Raw genomic sequence first — 21,960 nt, forward strand, 5'->3', positions numbered from 1 at the left:
GCTCTTGCCAAAAACCACAACACCCACACACAAACCAACCAAAGCCGGCCCACATGCAGACGCTGCTAAAACAATCACAACGACATAAATTGCATGACACACTGTTGAGTTCTCAAACATCACACGCGCTCGGATCGCCGGCCTCGCGGCGGCGCCTCCGGGGCAACCTGCGAAACGCTACCGGTGTCGGTTTGGCCCGTCAACTCCGCATCACGAGTGTGAGCGGCGGTGTCTCGGGCTGCAGTTGTCAGCCGGTGTCTTCGCACCCCGCTCCTGCGTTCAGGAGCCGCGTGCTGCGACGTGGAGAAAGTTAGCAGCACCCCGGGGGGCGCTTGCAAATCGGGGGTGGCATTTCTGCAAAAGCCCAGGTCAGAGGCCGTTCGCGTGCGCATGACGGCGGTACGGCGAGACGGTGGGGTCTCCCGTCGACCAGAAGCGCCACGCCCGATCCGCCGCGTGGCGCACGCCGGTCCGCGGTCCGCAGGAGGTCTCCGGAGGCGGCTCCCCCGGCGTGACGGTGACCGCCCCCGTGGTCAGGTCGGTCCCGTCGAGGTCCAGCCGGAGCCCCAGTGCGCGTCCCAGCCGGCCTGGTCCACGGGCCAGGTCGCGGTCGGCGACGCCCGGGCGGAGCTCTCGGACCACGTCGATGCCGTCGACCACCTCGCCGGCACGGAGGAGCACCCCGCTTGCTCGACCCTCGGGGCCGACGCTGACGTTGCCACACACATGGATGCCGTGGCTGAGGTAGCAGTACAGGTGGCCGGCAGGGCCGAACATCACCTGGTTGCGGCGGGTTCGTCCGCGGAAGGCGTGTGACGCCGGGTCGTCCGCTCCGTCGTAGGCCTCGACCTCCGTGAGGCGGACAGCCACCGGCCCGTGCCGGACGACCGCGCCCAGCAACCGCGGGGCGACCTCCTGGACAGGACCGGCGAGCAGGTCAGCGAGCGCGCTCACGCACTCCCTCCACGGCCGTGCGGGCGTCGCCCACCCGGGTGCGCAGCTCGGTGAGCTGTTCGGCGACCCGCACCGGCGCCGTACCGCCGCGCCCGTCGCGCGAGGCGACCGAGCCCTCCGCGGTCAGCACCGACCTCACCTGCGGTGTGAGCGCGGGCGAGATCTCCGCGAACTGCTCGTCGGTCAGCTCGTGGAGCTCGATCCCCTGCTGCTCGCAGGTCCGCACGCAGGCTCCGGCCACCTCGTGCGCGATCCGGAAGGGCACGCCCTCGCGGACCAGCCACTCGGCGATGTCGGTCGCCAGCGAGAAGCCCTGAGGTGCGAGCTCGGCCATCCGCGCGGTGTCGAAGACCAGGGTCGCGACCTGCCCGGTGAACGCCGGCAGCAGCACCTCGAGGGTGTCGACGGAGTCGAAGACCGGCTCCTTGTCCTCCTGGAGGTCGCGGTTGTAGGCCAGCGGCAGCGCCTTCAACGTCGTCAGCAGCCCGGTCAGGTTGCCGACGAGGCGCCCGGCCTTGCCCCGCGCGAGCTCGGAGATGTCGGGGTTCTTCTTCTGCGGCATGATGCTCGACCCCGTCGACCAGGAGTCGTGGAGCGTCACGAACCCGAACTCCCTGGTCGCCCAGAGGATGATCTCCTCCGCGATCCGACTGATGTCGACACCGGCCTGGGCCGCGACGAACGCGAACTCCGCCACGAAGTCGCGCGAGGCGGTGCCGTCGATCGAGTTGGCCGTCGACCCGGTGAAGTTGAGCTCGCGCGCGACCAGCTCGGGGTCGAGCCCGAGGCTCTGGCCGGCCAACGCGCCGGAACCGTAGGGCGAGTCCGACTCGACCCGGCGGCGCCAGTCGGCGAGCCGGTCCACGTCGCGCAGGAGAGCCCACGCGTGGGCCATCAGGTGGTGCGACAGCAGCACCGGCTGGGCGTGCTGGAGGTGCGTGCGACCCGGCATGATCGCGCCCAGGTGGCTCTCCGCCTGGGCGGCGAGCGCGTCGATCAGGTCGAGCAGCAACCCGCTGATCGCCAGCGAGTGGTCGAGCAGGTAGCAACGGAACAGCGTCGCGATCTGGTCGTTGCGCGACCGGCCGGCGCGGAGCTTGCCGCCCACGTCAGGGCCGACCTCCTCGATGAGCAGCCGCTCGAGCGCGCCGTGGACGTCCTCGTCGGACGGGTCCGGAGCCAGCGCGCCGCTGGTGAACCGGTCGGCCAGCACGTCGAGCCCGCGGTGCAGCTCGGCCTCCTCGTCGGTCGTCAGCAGACCCGCGGCACCGAGCGCCTTCGCGTGCGCGTGCGACCCACCGATGTCGTAGAGACCGAGCCGCCAGTCGAAGTGCGTCGAGCGCGAGAGCGCCTCCAGCTCCGGGGACGGTCCGCCCTCGAACCGGCCGCCCCAGAGCTTGCCCGTGTTGGTGCTCCCCGTGGTCACAGTGTTCCTCCCAGGACCGCGTCGATCGCGGTCGCCATCATCGCGGGCATGTCGTCGGACGCCGCCGTGCCGTCCGCCTCGAGCTCTGCCGGGGTCCACCAGGCCGCCTGCAGGATGTTGCCCACCTCGCCGGGCTCGAGCCCCTCGAAGTGGACCGTCGCGTCCGCGGCCACGGGGATCGCATAGAACGTCGAGTGGGACACGTAGTCGGTGCCGGCCCACGAGAACGGGTGCACGCCGGTGCCGATCGGCCCGACCAGGTCGGCGACCTCGCGGTCGATCCCGGTCTCCTCGTGGAGCTCGCGGACGGCCGCCTCCTCGTGGGTCTCCCCCGGGTCGACCGCTCCCCCGACGCTCACCCAGTGCAGGTCGCCGGGGTGCGCGGGGTCCTGGCCCTGAAGGAGCAGGACCCGGCCCTCCGGCGACACCGGCAACAGCCGTACCGCGACCCGGTGGATCGGCTGCGCTGTCTCGTCGGCAGCCATCAGTCGGTCCCGAGCTCCATCGCCGCCTCCTCGAGGAGCGCCTCCTCCTCGCCCGTGACGGCGGGGTTGGCGGCGATCCGGTCGAAGCCGCCTGCGGGGAGCTCCCCGAAGAGCGTGCCGTTCTCGACGAGCACCGTGCCCTGGTCGAGCGGCTGACCCGCGTAGAGCTCGAGCTTGGCGCGCGAGTCCGCGATGTCGAGGTTGCGCATGGTGAGCTGGCCGATCCGGTCGGTCGGCCCGAACGCCGCGTTGGCGACGCGCTCCATCGACAGCTTCTCCGGGTGGTAGGAGAACGACGGCCCCTGGGTGTCGAGGATGGTGTAGTCGTCGCCGCGTCGCAGCCGGAGCGTGACGGTGCCGGTGACGAGCGAGGCGATCCAGCGCTGGATCGACTCCCGCAGCATCAGCGCCTGCGGGTCCAGCCACCGGCCCTCGTAGAGCAGCCGACCGAGCTTGCGGCCCTCGAGGTGGTAGTTCGCCAGCGTGTCCTCGTTGTGGATCGCGTTGAGCAGCCGCTCGTACGCCGCGAAGAGCAGGGCCATGGCGGGCGCCTCGTAGATGCCCCGCGACTTGGCCTCGATGATGCGGTTCTCGATCTGGTCCGACATCCCGAGCCCGTGGCGCCCGCCGATGACGTTCGCCTCCATGACGAGGGCCACCGGGTCGTCGTACCGCTTGCCGTTGATGGCCACCGGCCGGCCAGCTTCGAACGTCAGGGTGACGTCCTCGGTCGCGATCTCGACCGACGGGTCCCAGAACTTCACCCCCATGATCGGCTCGACGGTCTCCAGCGACACGTCGAGGTGCTCGAGGGTCTTCGCCTCATGGGTGGCGCCCCAGATGTTGGCGTCGGTGGAGTACGCCTTCTCCGTCGAGTCGCGGTAGGGCAGGCCGTGGGCGACCAGCCACTCGCTCATCTCGTGCCGTCCACCCAGCTCCTGGACGAAGTCGTTGTCGAGCCACGGCTTGTAGATGCGGAGCTCGGGGTTGGCCAGCAGCCCGTAGCGGTAGAACCGCTCGATGTCGTTGCCCTTGTAGGTCGACCCGTCGCCCCAGATGTTGACGTCGTCGGCCTGCATCGCGCGGACCAGCATCGTGCCGGTGACCGCACGACCGAGCGGCGTGGTGTTGAAGTAGGCCTTCGCGCCCGACCGGATGTGGAAGGCGCCGCAGGCAAGGGCGGCGAGGCCCTCCTCGACGAGCTGGGGCTTGATGTCGACGGCCCGGGCGATCTCGGCGCCGTACTCCTTCGCGCGGAGCGCGACGCCCGCGATGTCCGGCTCGTCGGGCTGCCCGATGTCGGCGGTGTAGGTGCACGGGATCGCACCCTTGTCGCGCATCCAGGCGACGGCGACGGAGGTGTCGAGGCCGCCGGAGAAGGCGATGCCGACGCGCTCCCCCTCGGGGAGGGAGGTGAGGACCTTGCTCATGCGGTGGTGCTTCTTTCTGCCATGTCGGTGAACTTGTGGGCGAGGGCCTGGCCCCCGGAAGGATCGCGACCGATCACCAGGACGGTGTCGTCGCCGGCGATGGTGCCCAGTACGTCGGGCAGGTCGACCTTGTCGATCGCGCTGGCCAGGAACTGGGCGGCTCCGGGCGGGGTGCGAAGGACGACCAGGTTGGCGCTCGCCTCGGCGCTGACGAGGAGCTCCGCGCTGAGCCGGCTCAGCCGGTGCGACGCGCCTGCGCTCTCGCCGTGGATCGGCGTGCGGTCGCCGCCCTCTGCGGGGACGGCGTAGACCAGCGATCCGGACGGGAGGCGGACCTTGACGGCGTCGAGCTCGACGAGGTCGCGGCTCAGGGTCGCCTGGGTGACGTGCACTCCCCTGCGGCCGAGCAGCTCGGCGAGCTCGGTCTGGGAGCGCACCTCGCTGCCGCCGAGCAGGTCGGTGATCAGCTGGAGCCGGGCACTCTTCGTGAGCGGAGTCAGCGCGTGCTCAGTCATGACGTCGCGCTTCCAACCAGGCGAGGATCGCCTTCTGCGCATGCCGGCGATTCTCCGCCTCGTCCCAGACCACGCTCTGCGGCCCGTCAAGGACCTCGGCGCTGATCTCCGACCCCCGGTAGGCCGGGAGGCAGTGCAGGACGATCGCGTCGGGCTTCGCGTGCGCCATCAGCTCGGACGTGACGGCGTAGGGCGCGAAGATCGCCTTGCGTGCCTCGGCCTCCTCCTCCTTGCCCATCGACACCCAGGTGTCGGTGACCACGACGTCGGCGTCCGTGACGGCGGCGACCGGGTCGGTCGTCGCGGGGGCATCGCCGACGGCCGGTGCGTAGCCCTCGGGACAGCCGAAGACGACCTGCATCCCGGCCAGGCCACCCGCGACAGCCCACGAGTTGCCCATGTTGCACGCGGCGTCGCCGACGAAGGCGACCTTGAGCCCGGCGAGCGTCCCCTTGTGCTCCTGGACGGTCAGCAGGTCCGCGAGCAGCTGGCAGGGGTGGAAGTCGTCGGTCAGCGCGTTGACGACCGGCACCCCGGCGTACGCCGCCATCTCGTCGATCCGACTCTGCTCGAAGGTGCGCCACACGATGGCCGCCGCCTGCCGACCGAGGACACGGGCGACGTCGGCGATCGACTCCCGGTGGCCGATGCCAGCGAGCTTGCCCTCGACGAGGAGCGGGTGTCCGCCGAGCTCGGCGATGCCGGCCGCGAAGGACGCCTGGGTCCGCAGGGTCGGCTTGTCGAAGATCATCGCGATCGTGTGCGGGCCGGCGAACGGCTGGTGCTCGAACGGCTTGGCCTTGAGCGTCGCCGCCAGAGCCAGCACCTCGGCCTGCTCGGCCGCTGTCAGGTCGTCGTCGCGGAGGAAGTGCCTCATGCGGTTGCTCCTTCGGTGACGCCCGCGGTGTCGAGGATGGCGGGCCAGGCAGCGAGGAAGGCGTCGACGTCCTCGTCGGTCAGCACGAGCGGGGGCGCGAGCCGGATCCGCTCCGGGGTCGGTGCGTTGACGATGAACCCGGCGTCCTGGGCGGCAGCGGCGACCTCGGCGGACCTCGCCTCCGTCAGGTCGAGGCCGATGAGCAGGCCCTCGCCGCGGACCTCGGCGACCCGGGGGTCGGCTGCGAGGCCGGCCTTGAGCCGTGCCCCGATCCGCGTCGCGTGGTCGAGGAGGCCCTCGGCCACGACGTCGAGCACGGCGAGCGCCGCTGCGGCCGCGACGGGATTGCCCCCGAACGTCGTGCCGTGGTTGCCCGGGTCGAAGAGCTTGCCGGAACCGCCCGTCGCGATGCACGCGCCGATGGGGATGCCGCCGGCCAGGCCCTTGGCCAGGGTGACGATGTCGGGCACCACCCGGTCGCTGACCAGGGCGGGGTTCTGGTGCGCGAACCAGGTGCCGGTCCGGCCGACACCGGTCTGGATCTCGTCGAGCCACAGCAGCGCGCCGTGCTCGTGGGCGATCCGCTGGGCGCCCGGCAGGTAGTCGGCCGGAGGTACGACGACGCCGGCCTCCCCCTGCACCGGTTCGACGAGGACCGCGGCGGTGGTGTCGTCGACCGCGGCCTCGAGGGCGGCCAGGTCGCCGTACGGCACGAAGACGACGTCGCCCGGCAGCGGCTCGAAGGGCTCGCGGTAGGCGAGCTTCGAGGTCAGCGCGAGGGCGCCCATGGTGCGGCCGTGGAACCCACCCTCGGTGACGACGATCCTGGTGCGCCCGGTGCGCCGGGTGAGCTTGAAGGCGGCCTCGTTGGCCTCGGCGCCGGAGTTGGTGAAGAACACGTGCGCCTCGGTGCCGAGCAGCGCGACCAACCGCTCCGCGAGCTCGACCTGCGGCTCGCTGGCGAAGAAGTTCGAGATGTGGCCGAGGGTCTGGAGCTGCTCGGTCACCGCAGCCACCAGCCGCGGGTGCCCGTGGCCGAGGGCGTTGACGGCGATCCCGCCGAGCAGGTCGAGGTACTCGCGGCCGTCGGCGTCCCACACTCGCGCGCCCTCGCCCCGGACGAGGACCAGCTTGGGCGGACCGAAGGTGTTCATGAGCGCGCCGGTGTAGCGCTCGGTCCAGGCTGCGGTCGTCGTCATGACTCGATCACCCTCGCCTTCCGGGTCTTCGTGGTCACCCCGGGCAGCACCTGGGTGCCGACGCCCTCGTCGGTGAAGAGCTCGAGCAGGACGGCGTGCGGCTGCCGGCCGTCGACGACGGTCGCGCGCTCGACGCCGCCCTTGACCGCCTGGAGGCAGGCGCCCATCTTGGGGATCATCCCGCTGGCCAGGGTCGGCAGGATCTCCTCGAGCGCCTCCGGGCCGATCTCGCCGATGACCTCCTCGGGGTCCGGCCAGTCGAGGTAGAGGCCCTCGACGTCGGTGAGGACGAGCAGCTTCTCCGCGCCGAGCGCGATCGCCAGGGCAGCGGCGGCGGAGTCGGCGTTGACGTTGTGCACGATCCCGTCGATGTCGGGGGCGACGCTGGAGACCACCGGGATCCGGCCGGCCTCGATCAGGTCGAGGACGGACTCGGGGCGGACCTGGGCGACCTCGCCCACCAGGCCGAGGTCGACCTCCTCGCCGTCGACGATCGTGTTGGTCGCCTCGGCGGTGAACAGGCCGGCGTCCTCACCCGAGAGCCCGACGGCCAGCGGACCGTGCTCGTTGATGAGACCGACCAGCTCGCGCTGGACCTGGCCGACGAGCACCATCCGGACGACGTCCATCGCCTCCGGGGTGGTCACCCGTAGGCCGCCCCGGAATTCCGACTCGATGCCGAGCCGGTCGAGCATCTGGGAGATCTGCGGACCGCCGCCGTGGACGACGACCGGCTTGAAGCCGGCGAACCGCAGGAACGCGATGTCCTCGGCGAACGCCTTCTTGAGCTCGGGGTCGGTCATGGCGTTGCCGCCGTACTTCACCACGACCACCTTGCCGTGGTAGGCCTTCAGCCACGGCAGGGCAGCGGCGAGGGTCTCCCCCTTCTTGGGGTCGGGCCGGCCGGGGTCGTGCTGCTCGGAGTCGATGTTCATGAGGAGTACGCACTGTTCTCGTGGACGTAGGCGTGGGTCAGGTCGTTGGTCCAGACGGTCGCCTGGGCGTCGCCGGACTTGAGGTCGATGGTCACGGTGACCTGGCGGGGCGCGAGGTCGATCGCCGCGGGGTCCTCCCCCGGTCCGGACCTCCGGCACACCCACACGCCGTTCATCGCGACGTCGAGGTCGGCCGGGTCGAAGACCGCGTCCGTCGTACCGATCGAGGCGAGCACCCGGCCCCAGTTGGGGTCCTTGCCGAAGACGGCGGCCTTGAACAGGTTGCTCCGGGCCACGCTCCGGCCGACCTCCACCGCGTCGTCCTCGGTCGCGGCGTTCAGCGTGGTGATCGCGATCTCGTGGTCGGCGCCCTCGGCGTCGGCGAGGAGCTGCATCGCCAGGGACGTGCAGACCTCGGTCAACGCGGCGGTGAACTCCTCGGTGCTCGGCGTCAGGCCGCTCGCACCGGACGCCATCACGGTCACCGTGTCGTTGGTCGACATGCAGCCGTCGGAGTCGAGCCGGTCGAAGCTGATCCGGGTCGAGGCCCGCAGGGCCGCGTCGAGCTCGGCGGCCGGTACGACGGCGTCGGTGGTGATGACGACCAGCATCGTCGCGAGCTGCGGGGCGAGCATGCCCGCGCCCTTGGCCATGCCGCCGATGGACCAGCCGTCCCGCTCGACGACGACCTGCTTGCTCACCGAGTCGGTGGTCATGATCGCGTGGGCCGCGTCGTCGCCGCCGTCGGCCGAGAGGCCGGCGTGGACCGCGTCGACGCCGGCCAGCAGGGTCGGCCGGTCGTTCCGCAGTCCGATGAGGCCCGTCGAGCAGACCACGACGTCGATCGCGCCGATGCCGAGGTGGGTCGCGACCCGCTCGGCCACCTCGTGCGTGGTCTGGAAGCCCTCGGCGCCGGTGTAGCAGTTGGCGCCACCGGAGTTGAGGACGACGGCCTTGACGACGCCGTCCTTGACGGCCTGCTCGCTCCAGAGCACGGGGTTGGCCTTGCACCGGTTGGCGGTGAAGACCGACGCGGAGTCGAAGTGGGGACCCTCGTTGACGACGAGCGCGAGGTCCAAGTTGCCGTTGGCCTTGAGGCCGCAGTGGACGCCGCCGGCGACGAAGCCGGCCGGGGTGGTGACAGACATGACGGGTGGTTCCTTCGAGGACGTGGGATCAGGCGGGGACGGCGGGTGCGACTTCGTGCCCCGATCGTCGCCACGCCTGCTCGGCCTTCTCCGCGTCGTTCTTGTGCACCAGGACCCAGTCGGTGTCGAACGTCGACAGGACGAACACCGGTACGCCGTCCTCCGCCAGGGGCGTCAGCAGCCCGACCAGCACGCCGACCGCGCCGGACGCCAGGTCGAAGTCCGTGGAGCCCTCGGCGGGGACCACGGCGAACGCCGTGTACGGCTTCTGCTGCCGCGCCTTGGCGGGCACGCTCCGGGCCGCGCAGACCAACGACGTCTCGGTCGCGGTCGCGGTGATCGAGAAGATCGAGGACGACTCCGCCCACTCCGGGATCTCGGCGCCGGGCGCCAGTCGGACCACGGCGATGGTCTCGGGGAACCGGGCGATCTGATAGCTGCTCATGGCGCGACTCCGACGGTGGTGAGGCCCGTGGTCTCGTCGAACCCGAGGGCGAGGTTGAGGCACTGGACGGCGGCTCCGGCCGTGCCCTTGGCCAGGTTGTCGACGGCGCCGACGACGACCAGACGGCCGGCGGTCGGGTCGACGGTCACCTGGAGGTGAACTGCGTTGGAGCCCACGACCGACTTCGTCTGTGGCCACTGGCCCGGCGGCAGCAGGTGGACGAACGGCTCGTCGGCGTAGGCCTTGGCGTAGGTGCCGTACGCCTCCTCCGCCGTGACGTCACCGGCGAGCGGCGCCGAGCAGGTCGCCAGGATGCCCCGCGGCATCGGGACCAGGATCGGCGTGAAGCTGACCTTCACCGCTGCGCCGGTCAGGGCGCCGAGGTTCTGGGTGATCTCGGGGGTGTGCCGGTGGACGCCACCGACGCCGTACGCCGACACGTTGCCCATGGTCTCGCTGCCGAGGAGGTGCGGCTTGGCCGCCTTGCCGGCGCCGCTGGTGCCCGACGCCGCGACCACGACCACGTCGGGCTCGATGATCCCGGCGGCCACGGCCGGGGCGAGCGCGAGCGAGGAGACGGTCGGGTAGCAGCCGGGGACGGCGATCCGGGTGGCTCCCACGAGCCGCTCCCGCTGCCCGGGGAGCTCGGGCAGTCCGTAGGGCCAGGTGCCGGCGTGCGCGCTGCCGTAGAACTGCTCCCAGGTGGCGGCGTCGGCGAGCCGGAAGTCGGCACCGCAGTCGATGACCACGACCCGGTCGTCGAGCGCGCCGAGCTCGGCCGCGAGCGGGCCGGACTGGCCGTGCGGGAGCGCCAGCACGACGACGTCGTGACCGGCGAGCACGGCGACGGAGGTCTCGTCGAGGACGCGGTCCGCGAGCGGGACCAGGTGCGGCTGGAGCGACCCCAGCAGCTCACCGGCGTTGCTGCCCGCCGTGAGCGCGCCGATCTCGACCGCGGGGTGCCCGAGCAGGAGGCGCAGCACCTCGCCCCCGGCGTATCCACTGGCGCCTGCGACGGCGACCCTCACCCGATCCATTTGCATGACTATACAGAACCCTGCATGACTCTGCATCACGGGGTTCCGATAACCGGTCGCTCGTGTCGATGCCGCCGCTTAGTGTCCGGACCATGACGCGGCTCTCGTTCCCCGAGTATCTCACTGCCATCCGCCGGGAGTCCGACCGCTTCCGAGAGGTGCTGGTCGACTGCGACCCGGCGGCGACCGTGCCGTCCTGCCCGGAGTGGACCGCCGCGGACCTGCTCTGGCACCTCACGACCGTCCAGCACTGGTGGGGCGCGATCGTCACCCACCGCCCGCAGACCGGCGAGGAGCTGGGTTACGTCGAGCCCGATCGCCCGGCGTCGTACGAGGAGCTGCTGGCCAGCTTCGACGACACCCACGCCCGCTTCGTGGCCGCGGTCGAGACCGCCGACCCCACCGAGCCCGCCTACTCCTGGTCGGGCGACCCGGTCAACCACACGGTCGGGTTCACCTATCGGCGGCAGGCCCACGAGGCGCTCGTCCACCGGCTCGACGCCGAGCTGACGGCCGGCAAGGTGACTCCGTTCGACACGGCACTGGCCGCAGACGGCGTCGACGAGGCGCTGGACTGGATGTACGGCAACCTGCCGCCGTGGGGCTCCTTCGACCCGCTCCCCCACTACGTCGAGTTCCGGCTCACCGACGCGGGCACCTCCGTGTGGACGCAGCCCGGCACGTTCCAGGGCACGGCGCCCGACGGCACGGTCTACACCGACGAGACGGACCTGCACGTCGTCGCCGACCCCGGCCGCGCGGCCGACGTGGTCGTGTCCGGGCCGGCCGCTGACCTCAACGCCTGGATCTGGCGCCGCCGGGACGACGCGGGGATCGAGGTCACCGGCGACGCGACCGTCTGGGACCTCGTCCGGACCGTGCTGGACCAGCCGCTCGACTGAGCAGACCGGGAGGGCCCACCGATGCAGACCGGCCCCACCTCGCTAGCGTCTGGTCGCGTGATCCAGCGACTCGCGATCTTCCTCGGCTCCCGCGACGGGGACGACCCACGCTTCGGTCGGGACGCCTACGACGTCGGAGCCGAGCTCGCCGCGCGCGGGATCGAGCTCGTGTACGGCGGTGGGGGCGGCGGCCTGATGGGGCGGGTCTCGCAGGGAGTGCTCGACGGCGGCGGCCGCGTCTACGGCGTGATCCCACGCTTCATGGTCGAGCGGGAGTGGGGCCGGCTGCACGAGCCGGGCGTCCAGATGCACGTCGTCGAGACCATGCACGAGCGCAAGGCGATGATGACTGCCCGGGCCGACGCCTTCCTCGTGCTGCCGGGCGGGCTCGGGACCCTCGAGGAGCTCTTCGAGGTGTGGACCTGGCAGACGCTCTCGCTGCACTCCAAGCCGGTGGGCCTGCTCAACACCGACGGCTTCTGGGACCCGCTCGTCGCCACGCTGGACCGGCTCGCCGACCACGAGTTCATGAGCCGCACCACCGTCGACGACCTGGTCGTCGCGCCCGACCTCGCGGCGGCGCTCGACGGGCTCGCCTCGCGACTGGGCTGACTCCTAGCGCGTCGCCCAGACCGGGATCCCGGCCTCGCCGGCGGGCGGGTCGGGGACCACGACGACCGTGCTCGGGTCGTCGACGTCGAGGTAGGCCAGCACCTCGCTGCCGCTGTCGTCGTACCAGGTGACCCCGATGGAACGCCCGTCGACGGACCAGACCGGGTGCAGGAACTCGCCCTCGGCGAGGAGCTTCTGACCGGTGCCGTTGGCGTTCATCGTCCAGATGCTCCCGATCTCCTCCTCCGCTCCGGGCTCGGTCACGAGGAAGAGCAGCTGCCCGGCCTCGGGCGACCAGTCGGCGTAGGAGATCTGGTAGCCCGGCGGCGTCGGGACCTCGACGGCCTGCCCGCCCGCGTCGGCGTCGATGAGCCGCAGGCCGAGCACCTCGCCGTCGTCGCTGTAACGGCCGTAGACGAACTCGCGCCGGGACACCCAGGTCGGCGCACCCCGGACGAGGGTGTCCTCGACCACGAGCCGCGGGTCCCCCGAGCCGTCGGCACTGGTCACGTAGATGCCCAGCGGGTCGCCCTCGTCGTCCTGGCAGATCGCGGCGACCCGCGACCCGTCGAGGCTCCAGCCGGGTCGTAGCGCGTGCGCGCACGGGCCGGCCGCGTCGAACACCCGGCGGGTCTCGCCGGACTCCAGGTCCATCAGCATGAGGACGCCCGGCTCGCCCTTGGCGGCCTCGGTGAAGTCGACGTAGGTCATCGACCGGCGGTCCGGGGAGATCGTGGGGAGCCGGGCGTCGACGCCGTCGGGCGAGAGCTGCTTGCTCACGCCGCTCGCCACGTCGACCTCGAAGACCGCGGCCTCGTCGTCGATCTCGTAGGCGACGAGCATCGCCGTGTCGGGCACCAGCGGGCGGGGCTCGGAACGACGCCCGGGGCCCTCGCTGGTCGGGTCGTCGGCGGTCGTGGAGCCGTCATCCCCGTCGTCGGCGCCGAGCAGGATGACACCGGCGGCCACGAGGCCGCCGAGGATGAGAGCCACCAGGACGACGAGCAGGGCGACCCCGGCCCGACCGGTACGGCGCTCCACGCCGGTGGGTGGCACCGGACCGCGGGGGTGGGTGCCGCCCGTGGCCGGGACCTCGACCGGCACGGTCGGGCGGTGCGGCACCGAGGCGGGGGCAGCGAGCGCAGCAGGACGCTCGGGCGCTGGGGCGGGCGGGGCGGCCGGCGCGGGTGCAGGCTCAGGGGCCCGTCCGTGTGGCGCCGAGGGCGGTGCGGGCGCGGGCACCGTGCCGAGCCCAGCCCGGAACATCCGGACCAGGGAGGCCTCGACCACCCCGATCGCGAAGAGCAGGCTGGCGAGCGCCCAGCACGAGCGGATCGGGTCGTCGGTCCCCCGGTCCCGGGACAACGCGTCCCCGGCCTGGCGGATCGCGTCCTCGGCCGGAGCGCCGTGCCCGATCACCTCCCGCACCCGCCGCAGCGCACCGAGCCGCACCGCGTCGACGAGCAGGTTGATCTCGCCCAGCGTCGCCTCGTCCTCGGCGAGGAAGTCGTCGAGGGCGCCGCGGAGCTCGTCCGCGTCGGCGACGACGCCGGGGCCCCGCACCTCGACCAGCTCGCGCAGCGAGTCGTGGATCATCTCAGCGGGTCCCCCACGCCGGGACGCCGACCTCGGCGTCCTCGGGCAGGTCCGGCGTCTCGAGCACCTGGGGCGAGAGCGGGTCGGCGGTGCGCACGACGGCCAGCTTCTCGACGCCGTCGACCAGCGTGGTCACCACCAGCCGGTCGCCGGTCGGCGCCCACGCGGGGTGACCGTAGGCGCCGCCCAGCGGCTGGGGGTCGGTGAGATCGGGGCCCGTGACCCACAGCTCGCCGAACTCCGACTCCGGGTCGGGGTGGACCAGGAAGACCAGCTGCTGCTGGTCCTCCGACCAGTCCGGGTGGGTGAGGTCGGCGCCCTCGAGGCCGCTGAGCTCGATCACGGAGCCGGCGGTGCTGGCGGTGTCATAGAGCCACAGCCGTCGTACGCCGTCGGGGCTGATGACGCCGTAGACGAACCGGGCGTCGTCGATCCAGGTCGGCGCCCCGGCGAAACCCGTCCCGCTGAGCACCAGCTCGGGCGCGCTGAGGTCGCCCTCGGCGAGGTAGATCCCGTCGGGCACGTCGTCGTCGCCGGAGCAGACGATCGCCACCCGGCTGGCGTCCGTGCTCCAGGCGGGGCGCCCGGAGTGGGCGCACGCCGGCTCGTCGGCCAGCGGCGCCCGGGTGAGCCCGCCAGAAGCGCTGACCGTCCACAGCTCGAACGGCCGCGGACCGCGCTGGTAGGCGATGGTGCTCCGGTCCGGCGAGACCGACGGCAGCAGCTCGTTGCCGCCGTCGTCGGTCAGCTGACGGACCTGGTCGTTGTCGGCGTCGACGGCGAAGAGGTGCGACTCCCCGTCGATGACGAACGGCGCGACGATCTCCTCCTCGCCCACGGCGACGACCTCGTCGGTGGGGTCGTCCGTCGGCTCGGTGGTCGGGTCGTCCGTCGGCTCGGTCGTGGGGTCGTCGGTGGGCTCGGTCGTCGTACCGCTCGACGCGGCCTCGCTCGTGCGGTCGTCGTCTGCCGTCGCGTCGTCGCCGTCGTCGCGCAGCAGCCACCAGCCGGTCGCCGCCACGGCGAGCAGCACGACCACGACCGCCAGCACCACGAGCCCGACCCGGCCCCGGCGCTCCGGGGGCGCGGGGGCGACCGGCGGTGCCGGTGGGGTGTACGCCGTCGGAGGTGCGGCCGGCGGGGCGGGTGGCTGGGCGGGAGGCTGGGCGAGAGGAGCGGGCGGAGGGGCCGGCTCGACCGGGGCCGACCCCGACGGCGCGACCACCGGCGGCGGCGCGGGGACCGACGGGCCGACGGACGCGGCCCCGTCCGCAGGGTCGACCGACATCATCCGGGTCGGGTGCGGGTCGGCCGTCCCCGGTGCGGTGGGTCCGGAGGGGGGCTCCGGGGCCGACGCCGGGGCCGACGGTGTCCCCCCGACGGCGAAGAGGTCGAGCAACTGCTCGTCGATGGCGTCCAGGGCGTAGCAGAGGGTCGCGAGCGCCCAGCACGACCGCGTCGGGTCGTCGGTGCCGCGGTCCCGGGCGAGCCCGGCGCCGGCCTGCCGGATCGCGGCCTCGGGGTCGGCGCCGTGGGCCAGGACGTCACGGACGCGCCGGAGCGCCCCGAGCCGGACCGCGTCGACGAGCAGGTTCAGCTCCCCGAGTGAGGCCTCGTCCTCGGCCAGGAAGTCGTCGAGGGCACCGCGCAGCTCTTCGGACTCGTCGACCACCCCGGCACCTCGGGTCTGGACGAGCTCGCGCAAGGAGTCATGCAGGGCCACGCGCCCATCCTGTCAGTACGGCGCGGACACGTCATCGATCCACCGGACCGCGCCGTCATGCCGTCAGCTGTTCGGCAGCGGCACCAGGTGGATCACGGCGTCGCCACTCCGGGGACCGCCGTTGGCGGCGTCCTCAGGGCTGAGGTAGACCTCGCTCCAGGTCACGAGCCCGTCCTGCACCGACATGACGCCGGCGTAAGCGCTCAACCAGCCCTGTCCGACCCCGTGCGGCTCCTGCCGGAGCAGCCGGAAGACGCGACCACCGGCGAGGTCGACGAGCATGCCGCGGAAGCCCACGTAGCGATCGGCGACCATCTTCGCCCCGCCGCGGTATCGCTGCAGGTCGACGAGGATCTCACCCCCGGCGTTGAGGACCGCGAAGGCGTTCTCGCCCTCACCGCCCGGGTCGGTCAGGCTGGCGCAGTAGTACTCGACGGTCACGAAGTCACCTTCGGCTGTCACGTTCCCGACACCGGTGTCGGTCAGGTGCCGGGGAACCAGGCCTCGCCGCCGGTCGCAGAAGGGCGCGCGGTCGAGTCGGACGACCGTTCGCCCCGCGGGCCCGTCGATGACGAACCGCCGGTGGTCGAGGATGCGCGCCTCGATCGACCCGGCACCTCCTTCGGTCCGCGGCGGCCGCGGCGCCCGCGACCACTCGCGGTTCACCCGGTCGTAGCGCAGCGTCTCGATCCGGTCGGAACGCGGTGGGCTGAAGTAGTAGAACGACAACGATCGCGCACCCTGGACGCATTCGCTCCCGCGGCCGCGCGCCCAGAAGCCACAGAACGGGTAGATCTCCGCCGCGCCCGGGTAGTCCGGCAGCCAGTCGACCTCGGTCGGAGCCGCGGGGTCGACCAGACCGTAGCGGTCGCCGCTGCCAACCTCCCATCGAGACACCAGCACCTGCAGGTCCTCGGTGAGGTACGCACTGGTGAGGTCGTCGTCGGGACCGCCGACGACGACGCCCCCGCGGAGCAACGGGGCATCGGGCTCGAAGTCGCGGACCGGGTGCTTCACGAAGTCGCGCGGGGGGCGGACCGGGTCCTGGAGATCCTCGATCCGCTCGGGCGGCGTCGGTGCAGGCTCCGGCGTCCCGTCGCCGGCGTCGCGGGTCACGACCGCGGCCACGGCGACACCGCCGACCACCACGGTCGCAGTGGCGGAGGCGATCGCCGTGACCACCCACCGACGCCGACCCCTCCGGGCCTGCCGGCCCTGTGCCACGACGGCGATCAGGTCGATACCGTCCTCGGGCGGCGCGGCCACCGCCTCCCGGAGCGCGTGCCTCAGATCAGTCATGACAACGCCCCTTCGATCTCGCTGAGCTCCGCGCCCAGGACCGTGCGCAGGGTGACGAGGGCACGCGCCGTCTGGCTCTTCACGGTCCCCGGGCGGCAGCCGAGCACGTGGGCCACCTCGTCGATCGGCAGGTCCTCGAAGTAGCGCAGCACCACGCAGGCCCGTTGACGGGAGCCGAGCCGGTCGAGCGCGGACACGATGTCGAGGCGGGCGTCTACCCCGTCCGCGGGTGCCGCGGTGTCGCGGACCTCCGCGACCGGCACCTCGCGGCGCGACACCTTGCGCGCCTGGTTGAGGGCGGTGTTGACGATGGTGCGCCGGGCGTAGGCGTTGAGCGAGGCCGACTCCGCGATCCGGGGCCACGCGACGTACAACCGGATCAGCGCTTCCTGGACGATGTCGTCGGCCTGGTGCCAGTCACCGCACATGAGGTACGCCGTGGCGCGCAGGTGCGTGCGCCGTGACTCGACGAAGTCGAGGAACGCCCCGTCGTCGCCTGCCATCGCGTCACCTCCTGGTTGCCTGTCTCCTCACAGACACCGCCAGACCGGCCGAAGGTTGCACGACTACCGCTGGACTGCGCCCACGACCTCAGCCGCACGCGCGACCGCGGCGTCTCGCGCCGCACCCGCCTCGCCCTCGGTGAGCGTACGGTCGGTAGCACGGAAGCGCAGGGCGAACGCCAACGACTTGCGACCCTCGCCGATCTGCTCGCCCGTGTAGACGTCGAACAGCCGCACCGACTCCAGCAGGTCGCCCGCACCTTCGCGCAGCGCTGCCTCGACGGACGCCGACGGGACGTCGGCGTCGACGACCAGCGCGACGTCCTCCTTGGCGACCGGGAACGACGAGAACGACGGCCCCGGCACGACCACGGTCGCGAGGTCCATCAGCTGGTCGAGGTCGATCTCGAGGGCCGCGCTGCGGGCCGGCAGGCCCAGCCCGGCGCACACCTGCGGGTGCAGCTCACCGGCGTGGCCGAGCACGACCTCGCCCACGGTGAGCTCGGCACAACGGCCCGGGTGCCACGGCATGAGGACGGCCCGGCGCGGCTCGACGGTGACCCCGAGCTCCTCGCCCAAGCGGCGGACCAGGCCGATCGCGTCGGACCAGCCGGCCTCACGGCCGCTCCCCCACCAGCCGGCGCGCTCACGCTCACCGGCGAGGACGACCGCGAGGTGCAGGGGCTGGCGCGGCAGCGCCTCGTAGAGCTTGTCGAGCTCGGCGACGTCGGGACGACGGTCGACCCCGTAGATCGGTGCCGGGCCGCGGTCGACCGGGAACGCGACCGTGCCGGTCTCGAAGAGCGCCACGCCCGGCGCACCGCGACCGATGTTGCGCGCGGCGGCCTTGAGGACGCCCGGCAGCAGCGTGGTGGTGTAGGCGGGTTCCTCGGCCGACAGCGGGTTGGCCAGCAGCACCGTCTTCCGTCGTACGTCATCGGCCGGCAGGCCGAGCGCGTCGAACGACGCCGGTCCGACGAACGGGAAGCTGACGACCTCGACGCAGCCGGCCCCGGCGAGGGTGCGGCCGATCCGCCGGCGGAGTCGCTGCGGACGGGTGAGACCACGACCGGCCGCCTCGCGCGGCAGGACCGAGGGCACCTGGTCGTAGCCGACGATCCGGACGACCTCCTCGACCAGGTCGAACGGGTCGGTGATGTCGGGGCGCCACGGCGGCGGGGTGACGGTGATGCCGTCGGCATCGGCGTCGACGCTCGCTCCGATCGCCTGGAGGTCCGCGACGACGGTCTCGGAGTCGATGGCGATCCCGCTGATCCGAGCCGGGAGGTCGTAGTCGATCCGCACCGACGGCGCGGCCGGCGGCGTGCCGACCACCGTCACACCCGGGGCGACGGTCCCGCCACCGAGCTCGACGAGCAGCTCGACCACCCGGTCGGCTGCCGCCTCGCAGATCGTGGGGTCGACGCCGCGCTCGTTGCGCTTGCCGGCCTCGGAGCTGATCTTGTGACGCTTGCCGGTGCGGAACATCGAGGTGGCGTCCCAGTGGGCGGCCTCGACGAGGATGTTGGTCGTGACGTCCGACATCTCGGTCGTCTCGCCGCCCATGACACCGCCGAGCCCGATGATCCCGGAGTCGTCGGTGACGACGAGGTCCTCGGCGGACAGCGTCCGCTCGGCTCCGTCGAGCGTGGTCATCCGCTCGCCCTCGCTCGCCCGCCGGACCCGGATGGTGCCCTGGAGCTTGTCGAGGTCGTAGCCGTGGATCGGTCGGCCGGTCTCGAGCATCACGTAGTTGGTGATGTCGACGGCCAAGGAGATCGGGCGCATCCCCGCGTGGGTGATCCGCTCCGCCAGCCACGCCGGGGTCAGCGCGGCCGGGTCGAAGCCGGTCACCGTCCGTGCGACGAAGACCGGGCAGCCGGCGGCGTCGTCCACGACGACGGGGTAGCCGGCGGCGTCGGCCGCCGGAGTCGCCCGCAGGGCCGGGTCGCGGTAGGTGGTGCCGTCGAAGCCGAGCGCCGCCTCGCGGGCGATCCCGCGCAGCGACAGGCCGTAGGCACGGTCCGGGTTGATCTCGAACTCGATGACCTCCTCGCGGAGGCCGAGCACGTCGAACGCATCGGTGCCGGGGGCGCCGGCGTCTGCCGGCAGCACGATGATCCCGTCGTGGTCCTCGCCGAGGCCCAACTCCCGGGCCGAGCAGATCATCCCGGCCGACAGGTGGCCGTAGGTCTTGCGCGCCGAGATCTCGAAGTTCCCCGGCAGCACACCGCCCGGGAGGATCACGACGACCAGGTCGCCGGGCGCGAAGTTGTGGGCGCCGCAGACGATCCCCTGCGGCTCACCCGTCCCGTTGGCGTCACCGACGTCGACGGTGCACCAGTTGATGGTCTTGCCGTTCTTCTGCGGCTCGGGGTCCATCGTCAGGACCTTGCCGACGACGAGCGGACCGGTGATGCCGTCCGCGGCGCTGTGGATCGCCTCGAGCTTGAGCCCGAGGTCGGTGAGCCGGTCGGTGAGCTGCTCGGTCGTGACCTCGGCGGGGAGGTCGACGTACTCCTTGATCCAGGAGAGAGGGGCCTTCACGAGCTAGAGCTCCGTTCCGAAAGCGGTGGTGAAGCGGATGTCGCCCTCGAAGAGCGCGCGCAGGTCGGAGAGCCCGTGCCGGAACATGAGCGTCCGGTCGATCCCCATGCCGAACGCGAAGCCGGTGTAGCGGTCCGCGTCGACGCCGCAGGCCGTGAGCACCCGCGGGTTCACGACGCCGCAGCCGCCCCACTCGATCCAGCCCTCGCCGCGGCAGGTGCGGCAGGTCGCCGCGTCCTCGCCCTTGCAGACGAAGCAGCGCAGGTCGACCTCGGCGGAGGGCTCGGTGAACGGAAAGTACGACGGCCGGAACCGGGTGGTGATGCCCTCGCCGAAGAGCTGGCTCGCGAAGTGGTCGAGCGTGCCCTTGAGGTGGGCCATCGAGATCCCCTCGTCGATGGCGAGGCCCTCGACCTGGTGGAACATCGGGCTGTGCGTGGCGTCGTACTCGTCGGTGCGGAAGACCCGGCCGGGGCACACGACGTAGATCGGCGGCGTCCGGGTCAGCATGGTGCGTGCCTGGACCGGCGAGGTGTGCGTCCGCAGGACGACGCCGCTCTCGACCCCGGCGCCGTCCGGCGACGCGGTCCAGAAGGTGTCCTGCATGGTGCGGGCCGGGTGGTCCGGACCGAGGTTGAGCGCATCGAAGTTGAGCCACTCGGCCTCGATGACCGGGCCCTCGGCGACCTCCCAGCCCATGGCGACGAAGATGTCGGCGATCAGCTCGGAGCCGGTGGTGATCGGGTGCCGGGCACCGGCGGGCACCCGGTCGGTCGTGAGCGTGACGTCGACGGTCTCCTCCACGAGGATCCGCTCGGCCTGCTCGGCGTCGAGCACCTCCTGCCGGGCGGCCAGCGCCTGGTTGACGGCGCCGCGCGCCTGCCCCACCCGCTGGCCGGCCTCCTTGCGGGCCTGGGGCGGCAGCGCACCGATCTCCCGGTTGGCCAGCGCGAGCGGCGAACGGTCGCCCGCGTGCTCGGTCCGGACCCGCTTGAGGTCGTCGAGGTCGGTCGCCGCCGCGATCGCGGCCAGTGCCGCATCGCGGGCTGCGTCGACCTCTTCCGGCTGCACGGCAGCCACCTCCACGGGGTCGTAATCGGTATTGGGTCCGGACACGGACGCCAGTCTAGGAACCGGTCACCGTCTGTCGCGAACCGGTTGTGCCGGGTGGACTGCACGTGGTCTCGGGGTGGACGACGGGTCGACGCATATTCCCCTCGGATCGTGGGCAGGCTCGGTACCGTTGCGCCACATTGCGGAGACAGGGGAACCAGTGAGCACCCACGACGAGATCAGTGAGCTGCGGGCGGTCGTCCGCGACCTCCAGGCCGAGGTCCACCGGCTGCGGGCCCAGGCCGACCAACGGGACCCGGCACCCGAACCGCTGGCGACCCAGGCCCCGCAACCGGCCGCCGAGCCCAGCCGCCGCGGGTTGTTCAAGTACGCCGCGGCAGGCACCGCCGGAGTCGCGGCCACGTTCGCCGCGGGGGCGTCGAGTCCCGCAGCCGCAGCCGACGGCACGTTCGACAACCTCACCGTCAACAACGACCTCACCGTCATTGACGGGACCGAGCTTCGGGGCTTCGTCTACGTCAAGAACAGCCACCAGGTCGGTCAGAGCGACGGGAGCAACGGCTACGGCGCCCGCTCGATGTCCACCGTCGGGGTCGACTCCCACACCCTGAACGACCAGGCCGCCATCGCCGGCAATGCCTTCTCCCACGACGGCGAGAACGCCGGGATCGGGGTGGTCGGCTTGTCGAGCAACCGCGGCGGCGGTGGCATGTCGGCCACGACCGGCGTCTACGGCCTGGCCGACGGTGGCGGCGTCGGCGTCCTGGGCGAGGGTCTGTTCAACGGGGCGACCGGTGTCCGCGGCGAGTCCAACACGGGCATCGGGGTCGAGGGTCAGTCCACCACGAGCACCGGAGTCTTCGGCTTCTCCGAGTCCCCGACCGGGGGCGGCGTCTCCGGGCTCGGCGCCCGGGTCGGCGTGGAGGGCGAGAGCGACGCGGGGATCGGCGTGCGAGGGTTCTCCCAGAGCGGCAACGGCGTCGAGGGCAAGTCCCAGACCAAGTACGGCATCCGTGGCGACAGCCGCGACAGCTACGGGGTGTTCGCCCGGTCGACGACCAGCGTCGGCGTGTACGGCGGGGGCGTGCGCGGCGGGACGTTCGACGGGTCGGCGGCCGCGGCACGCCTGGTTCCGAGGACCGCGACCACGCACCCGGCGAACGGGCTGGCCGGGGACCTCTTCGTGGACGCGTCGAAGCGGTTGTGGTTCTGCAAGGGCGGACAGGTCTGGGTCCAGCTCGCCTGAGCCCTCC

At 72.2% G+C, this 21,960-nt stretch carries 20 protein-coding genes; 3 read left to right on the forward strand and 17 right to left on the reverse strand.

Going from position 1 to position 21,960, the window contains the following annotated elements; genetic code table 11:
• Positions 1–369: 369 nt before the first annotated feature.
• The 11 genes from H0487_RS11675 to argC are packed head-to-tail and all read right to left on the reverse strand — an operon-like array spanning position 370 to position 10,457.
• On the reverse strand, positions 370–954 hold the full coding sequence (locus H0487_RS11675; protein ID WP_183094410.1) for a DNA-3-methyladenine glycosylase: 585 nt from the start codon (positions 952–954) through the stop codon (positions 370–372).
• Positions 938–2,380 carry an argininosuccinate lyase gene (gene argH / locus H0487_RS11680; protein WP_183094411.1) on the reverse strand — a complete coding sequence of 481 codons (1,443 nt, stop codon included), beginning with the start codon at positions 2,378–2,380 and terminating at the stop codon, positions 938–940. Before argH ends, H0487_RS11675 begins: the two co-directional genes overlap by 17 nt.
• Entirely contained in the window at positions 2,377–2,865 is a 489-nt protein-coding gene (locus H0487_RS11685) for an NUDIX hydrolase (RefSeq protein ID WP_183094412.1), read from the reverse strand. The genes argH and H0487_RS11685 overlap by 4 nt, the downstream gene beginning before the upstream one ends.
• Positions 2,865–4,295 carry an argininosuccinate synthase gene (gene argG, locus H0487_RS11690; protein ID WP_183094413.1) on the reverse strand — a complete coding sequence of 477 codons (1,431 nt, stop codon included), beginning with the start codon at positions 4,293–4,295 and terminating at the stop codon, positions 2,865–2,867. Before argG ends, H0487_RS11685 begins: the two co-directional genes overlap by 1 nt.
• The gene (locus H0487_RS11695; protein WP_183094414.1) at positions 4,292–4,810 is read right to left on the reverse strand and encodes an arginine repressor; all 519 of its coding nucleotides are present in this window, start codon (positions 4,808–4,810) and stop codon (positions 4,292–4,294) included. The genes argG and H0487_RS11695 overlap by 4 nt, the downstream gene beginning before the upstream one ends.
• Complete coding sequence (gene argF, locus H0487_RS11700; RefSeq protein WP_183094415.1) at positions 4,803–5,687, reverse strand: ornithine carbamoyltransferase; 885 nt, start codon at positions 5,685–5,687, stop codon at positions 4,803–4,805. The genes H0487_RS11695 and argF overlap by 8 nt, the downstream gene beginning before the upstream one ends.
• Positions 5,684–6,886 carry an acetylornithine transaminase gene (locus H0487_RS11705; protein ID WP_183094416.1) on the reverse strand — a complete coding sequence of 401 codons (1,203 nt, stop codon included), beginning with the start codon at positions 6,884–6,886 and terminating at the stop codon, positions 5,684–5,686. The genes argF and H0487_RS11705 overlap by 4 nt, the downstream gene beginning before the upstream one ends.
• On the reverse strand, positions 6,883–7,821 hold the full coding sequence (gene argB / locus H0487_RS11710) for an acetylglutamate kinase (RefSeq protein ID WP_183094417.1): 939 nt from the start codon (positions 7,819–7,821) through the stop codon (positions 6,883–6,885). The genes H0487_RS11705 and argB overlap by 4 nt, the downstream gene beginning before the upstream one ends.
• Positions 7,818–8,969, reverse strand: coding sequence for a bifunctional glutamate N-acetyltransferase/amino-acid acetyltransferase ArgJ (argJ, locus tag H0487_RS11715; protein WP_183094418.1), 1,152 nt, complete (start codon positions 8,967–8,969; stop codon positions 7,818–7,820). Before argJ ends, argB begins: the two co-directional genes overlap by 4 nt.
• Positions 8,970–8,997: 28 nt before the next feature.
• Entirely contained in the window at positions 8,998–9,414 is a 417-nt protein-coding gene (locus H0487_RS11720; protein WP_183094419.1) for an ACT domain-containing protein, read from the reverse strand.
• Entirely contained in the window at positions 9,411–10,457 is a 1,047-nt protein-coding gene (gene argC / locus H0487_RS11725) for an N-acetyl-gamma-glutamyl-phosphate reductase (RefSeq protein ID WP_183094420.1), read from the reverse strand. Before argC ends, H0487_RS11720 begins: the two co-directional genes overlap by 4 nt.
• Positions 10,458–10,543: 86 nt before the next feature.
• Between argC and H0487_RS11730 the strand changes: the two genes are divergently transcribed.
• Together H0487_RS11730 and H0487_RS11735 are read left to right on the forward strand one after the other, a co-directional pair.
• The gene (locus H0487_RS11730) at positions 10,544–11,353 is read left to right on the forward strand and encodes a maleylpyruvate isomerase family mycothiol-dependent enzyme (protein WP_183094421.1); all 810 of its coding nucleotides are present in this window, start codon (positions 10,544–10,546) and stop codon (positions 11,351–11,353) included.
• A 57-nt stretch (positions 11,354–11,410) separates the two neighbouring features.
• Positions 11,411–11,965 (forward strand): LOG family protein, encoded by a 555-nt coding sequence (locus tag H0487_RS11735; protein WP_312855915.1) that lies wholly within the window; start codon positions 11,411–11,413, stop codon positions 11,963–11,965.
• 3 nt (positions 11,966–11,968) lie between these two features.
• Here H0487_RS11735 and H0487_RS11740 read toward each other — a convergent pair whose 3' ends face one another.
• The 6 genes from H0487_RS11740 to pheS all read right to left on the reverse strand — a co-directional run bounded on the left by H0487_RS11740 (position 11,969) and on the right by pheS (position 20,749).
• Positions 11,969–13,561 carry a TolB family protein gene (locus tag H0487_RS11740; RefSeq protein ID WP_183094423.1) on the reverse strand — a complete coding sequence of 531 codons (1,593 nt, stop codon included), beginning with the start codon at positions 13,559–13,561 and terminating at the stop codon, positions 11,969–11,971.
• A gap of 1 nt (position 13,562) precedes the next feature.
• Positions 13,563–15,284, reverse strand: a complete 1,722-nt coding sequence (locus H0487_RS11745) for a TolB family protein (RefSeq protein WP_183094424.1) — start codon at positions 15,282–15,284, stop codon at positions 13,563–13,565.
• A 63-nt stretch (positions 15,285–15,347) separates the two neighbouring features.
• A complete protein-coding gene (locus tag H0487_RS11750; RefSeq protein WP_183094425.1) occupies positions 15,348–16,583 on the reverse strand; it encodes a hypothetical protein in 1,236 nt (411 codons plus the stop codon).
• A complete protein-coding gene (locus H0487_RS11755; RefSeq protein WP_183094426.1) occupies positions 16,580–17,086 on the reverse strand; it encodes a SigE family RNA polymerase sigma factor in 507 nt (168 codons plus the stop codon). The genes H0487_RS11750 and H0487_RS11755 overlap by 4 nt, the downstream gene beginning before the upstream one ends.
• 63 nt (positions 17,087–17,149) lie before the next feature.
• On the reverse strand, positions 17,150–19,633 hold the full coding sequence (gene pheT, locus H0487_RS11760; RefSeq protein ID WP_183094427.1) for a phenylalanine--tRNA ligase subunit beta: 2,484 nt from the start codon (positions 19,631–19,633) through the stop codon (positions 17,150–17,152).
• 3 nt (positions 19,634–19,636) lie between these two features.
• Entirely contained in the window at positions 19,637–20,749 is a 1,113-nt protein-coding gene (pheS, locus tag H0487_RS11765; RefSeq protein WP_183094428.1) for a phenylalanine--tRNA ligase subunit alpha, read from the reverse strand.
• A gap of 157 nt (positions 20,750–20,906) precedes the next feature.
• Between pheS and H0487_RS11770 the strand changes: the two genes are divergently transcribed.
• Positions 20,907–21,953, forward strand: coding sequence for a hypothetical protein (locus H0487_RS11770; RefSeq protein WP_183094429.1), 1,047 nt, complete (start codon positions 20,907–20,909; stop codon positions 21,951–21,953).
• The last annotated feature ends 7 nt before the right edge of the window (positions 21,954–21,960 follow it).

It is taken from the genome of Nocardioides stalactiti, from assembly GCF_014180715.1.
Classification (GTDB): domain Bacteria; phylum Actinomycetota; class Actinomycetes; order Propionibacteriales; family Nocardioidaceae; genus Nocardioides; species Nocardioides stalactiti.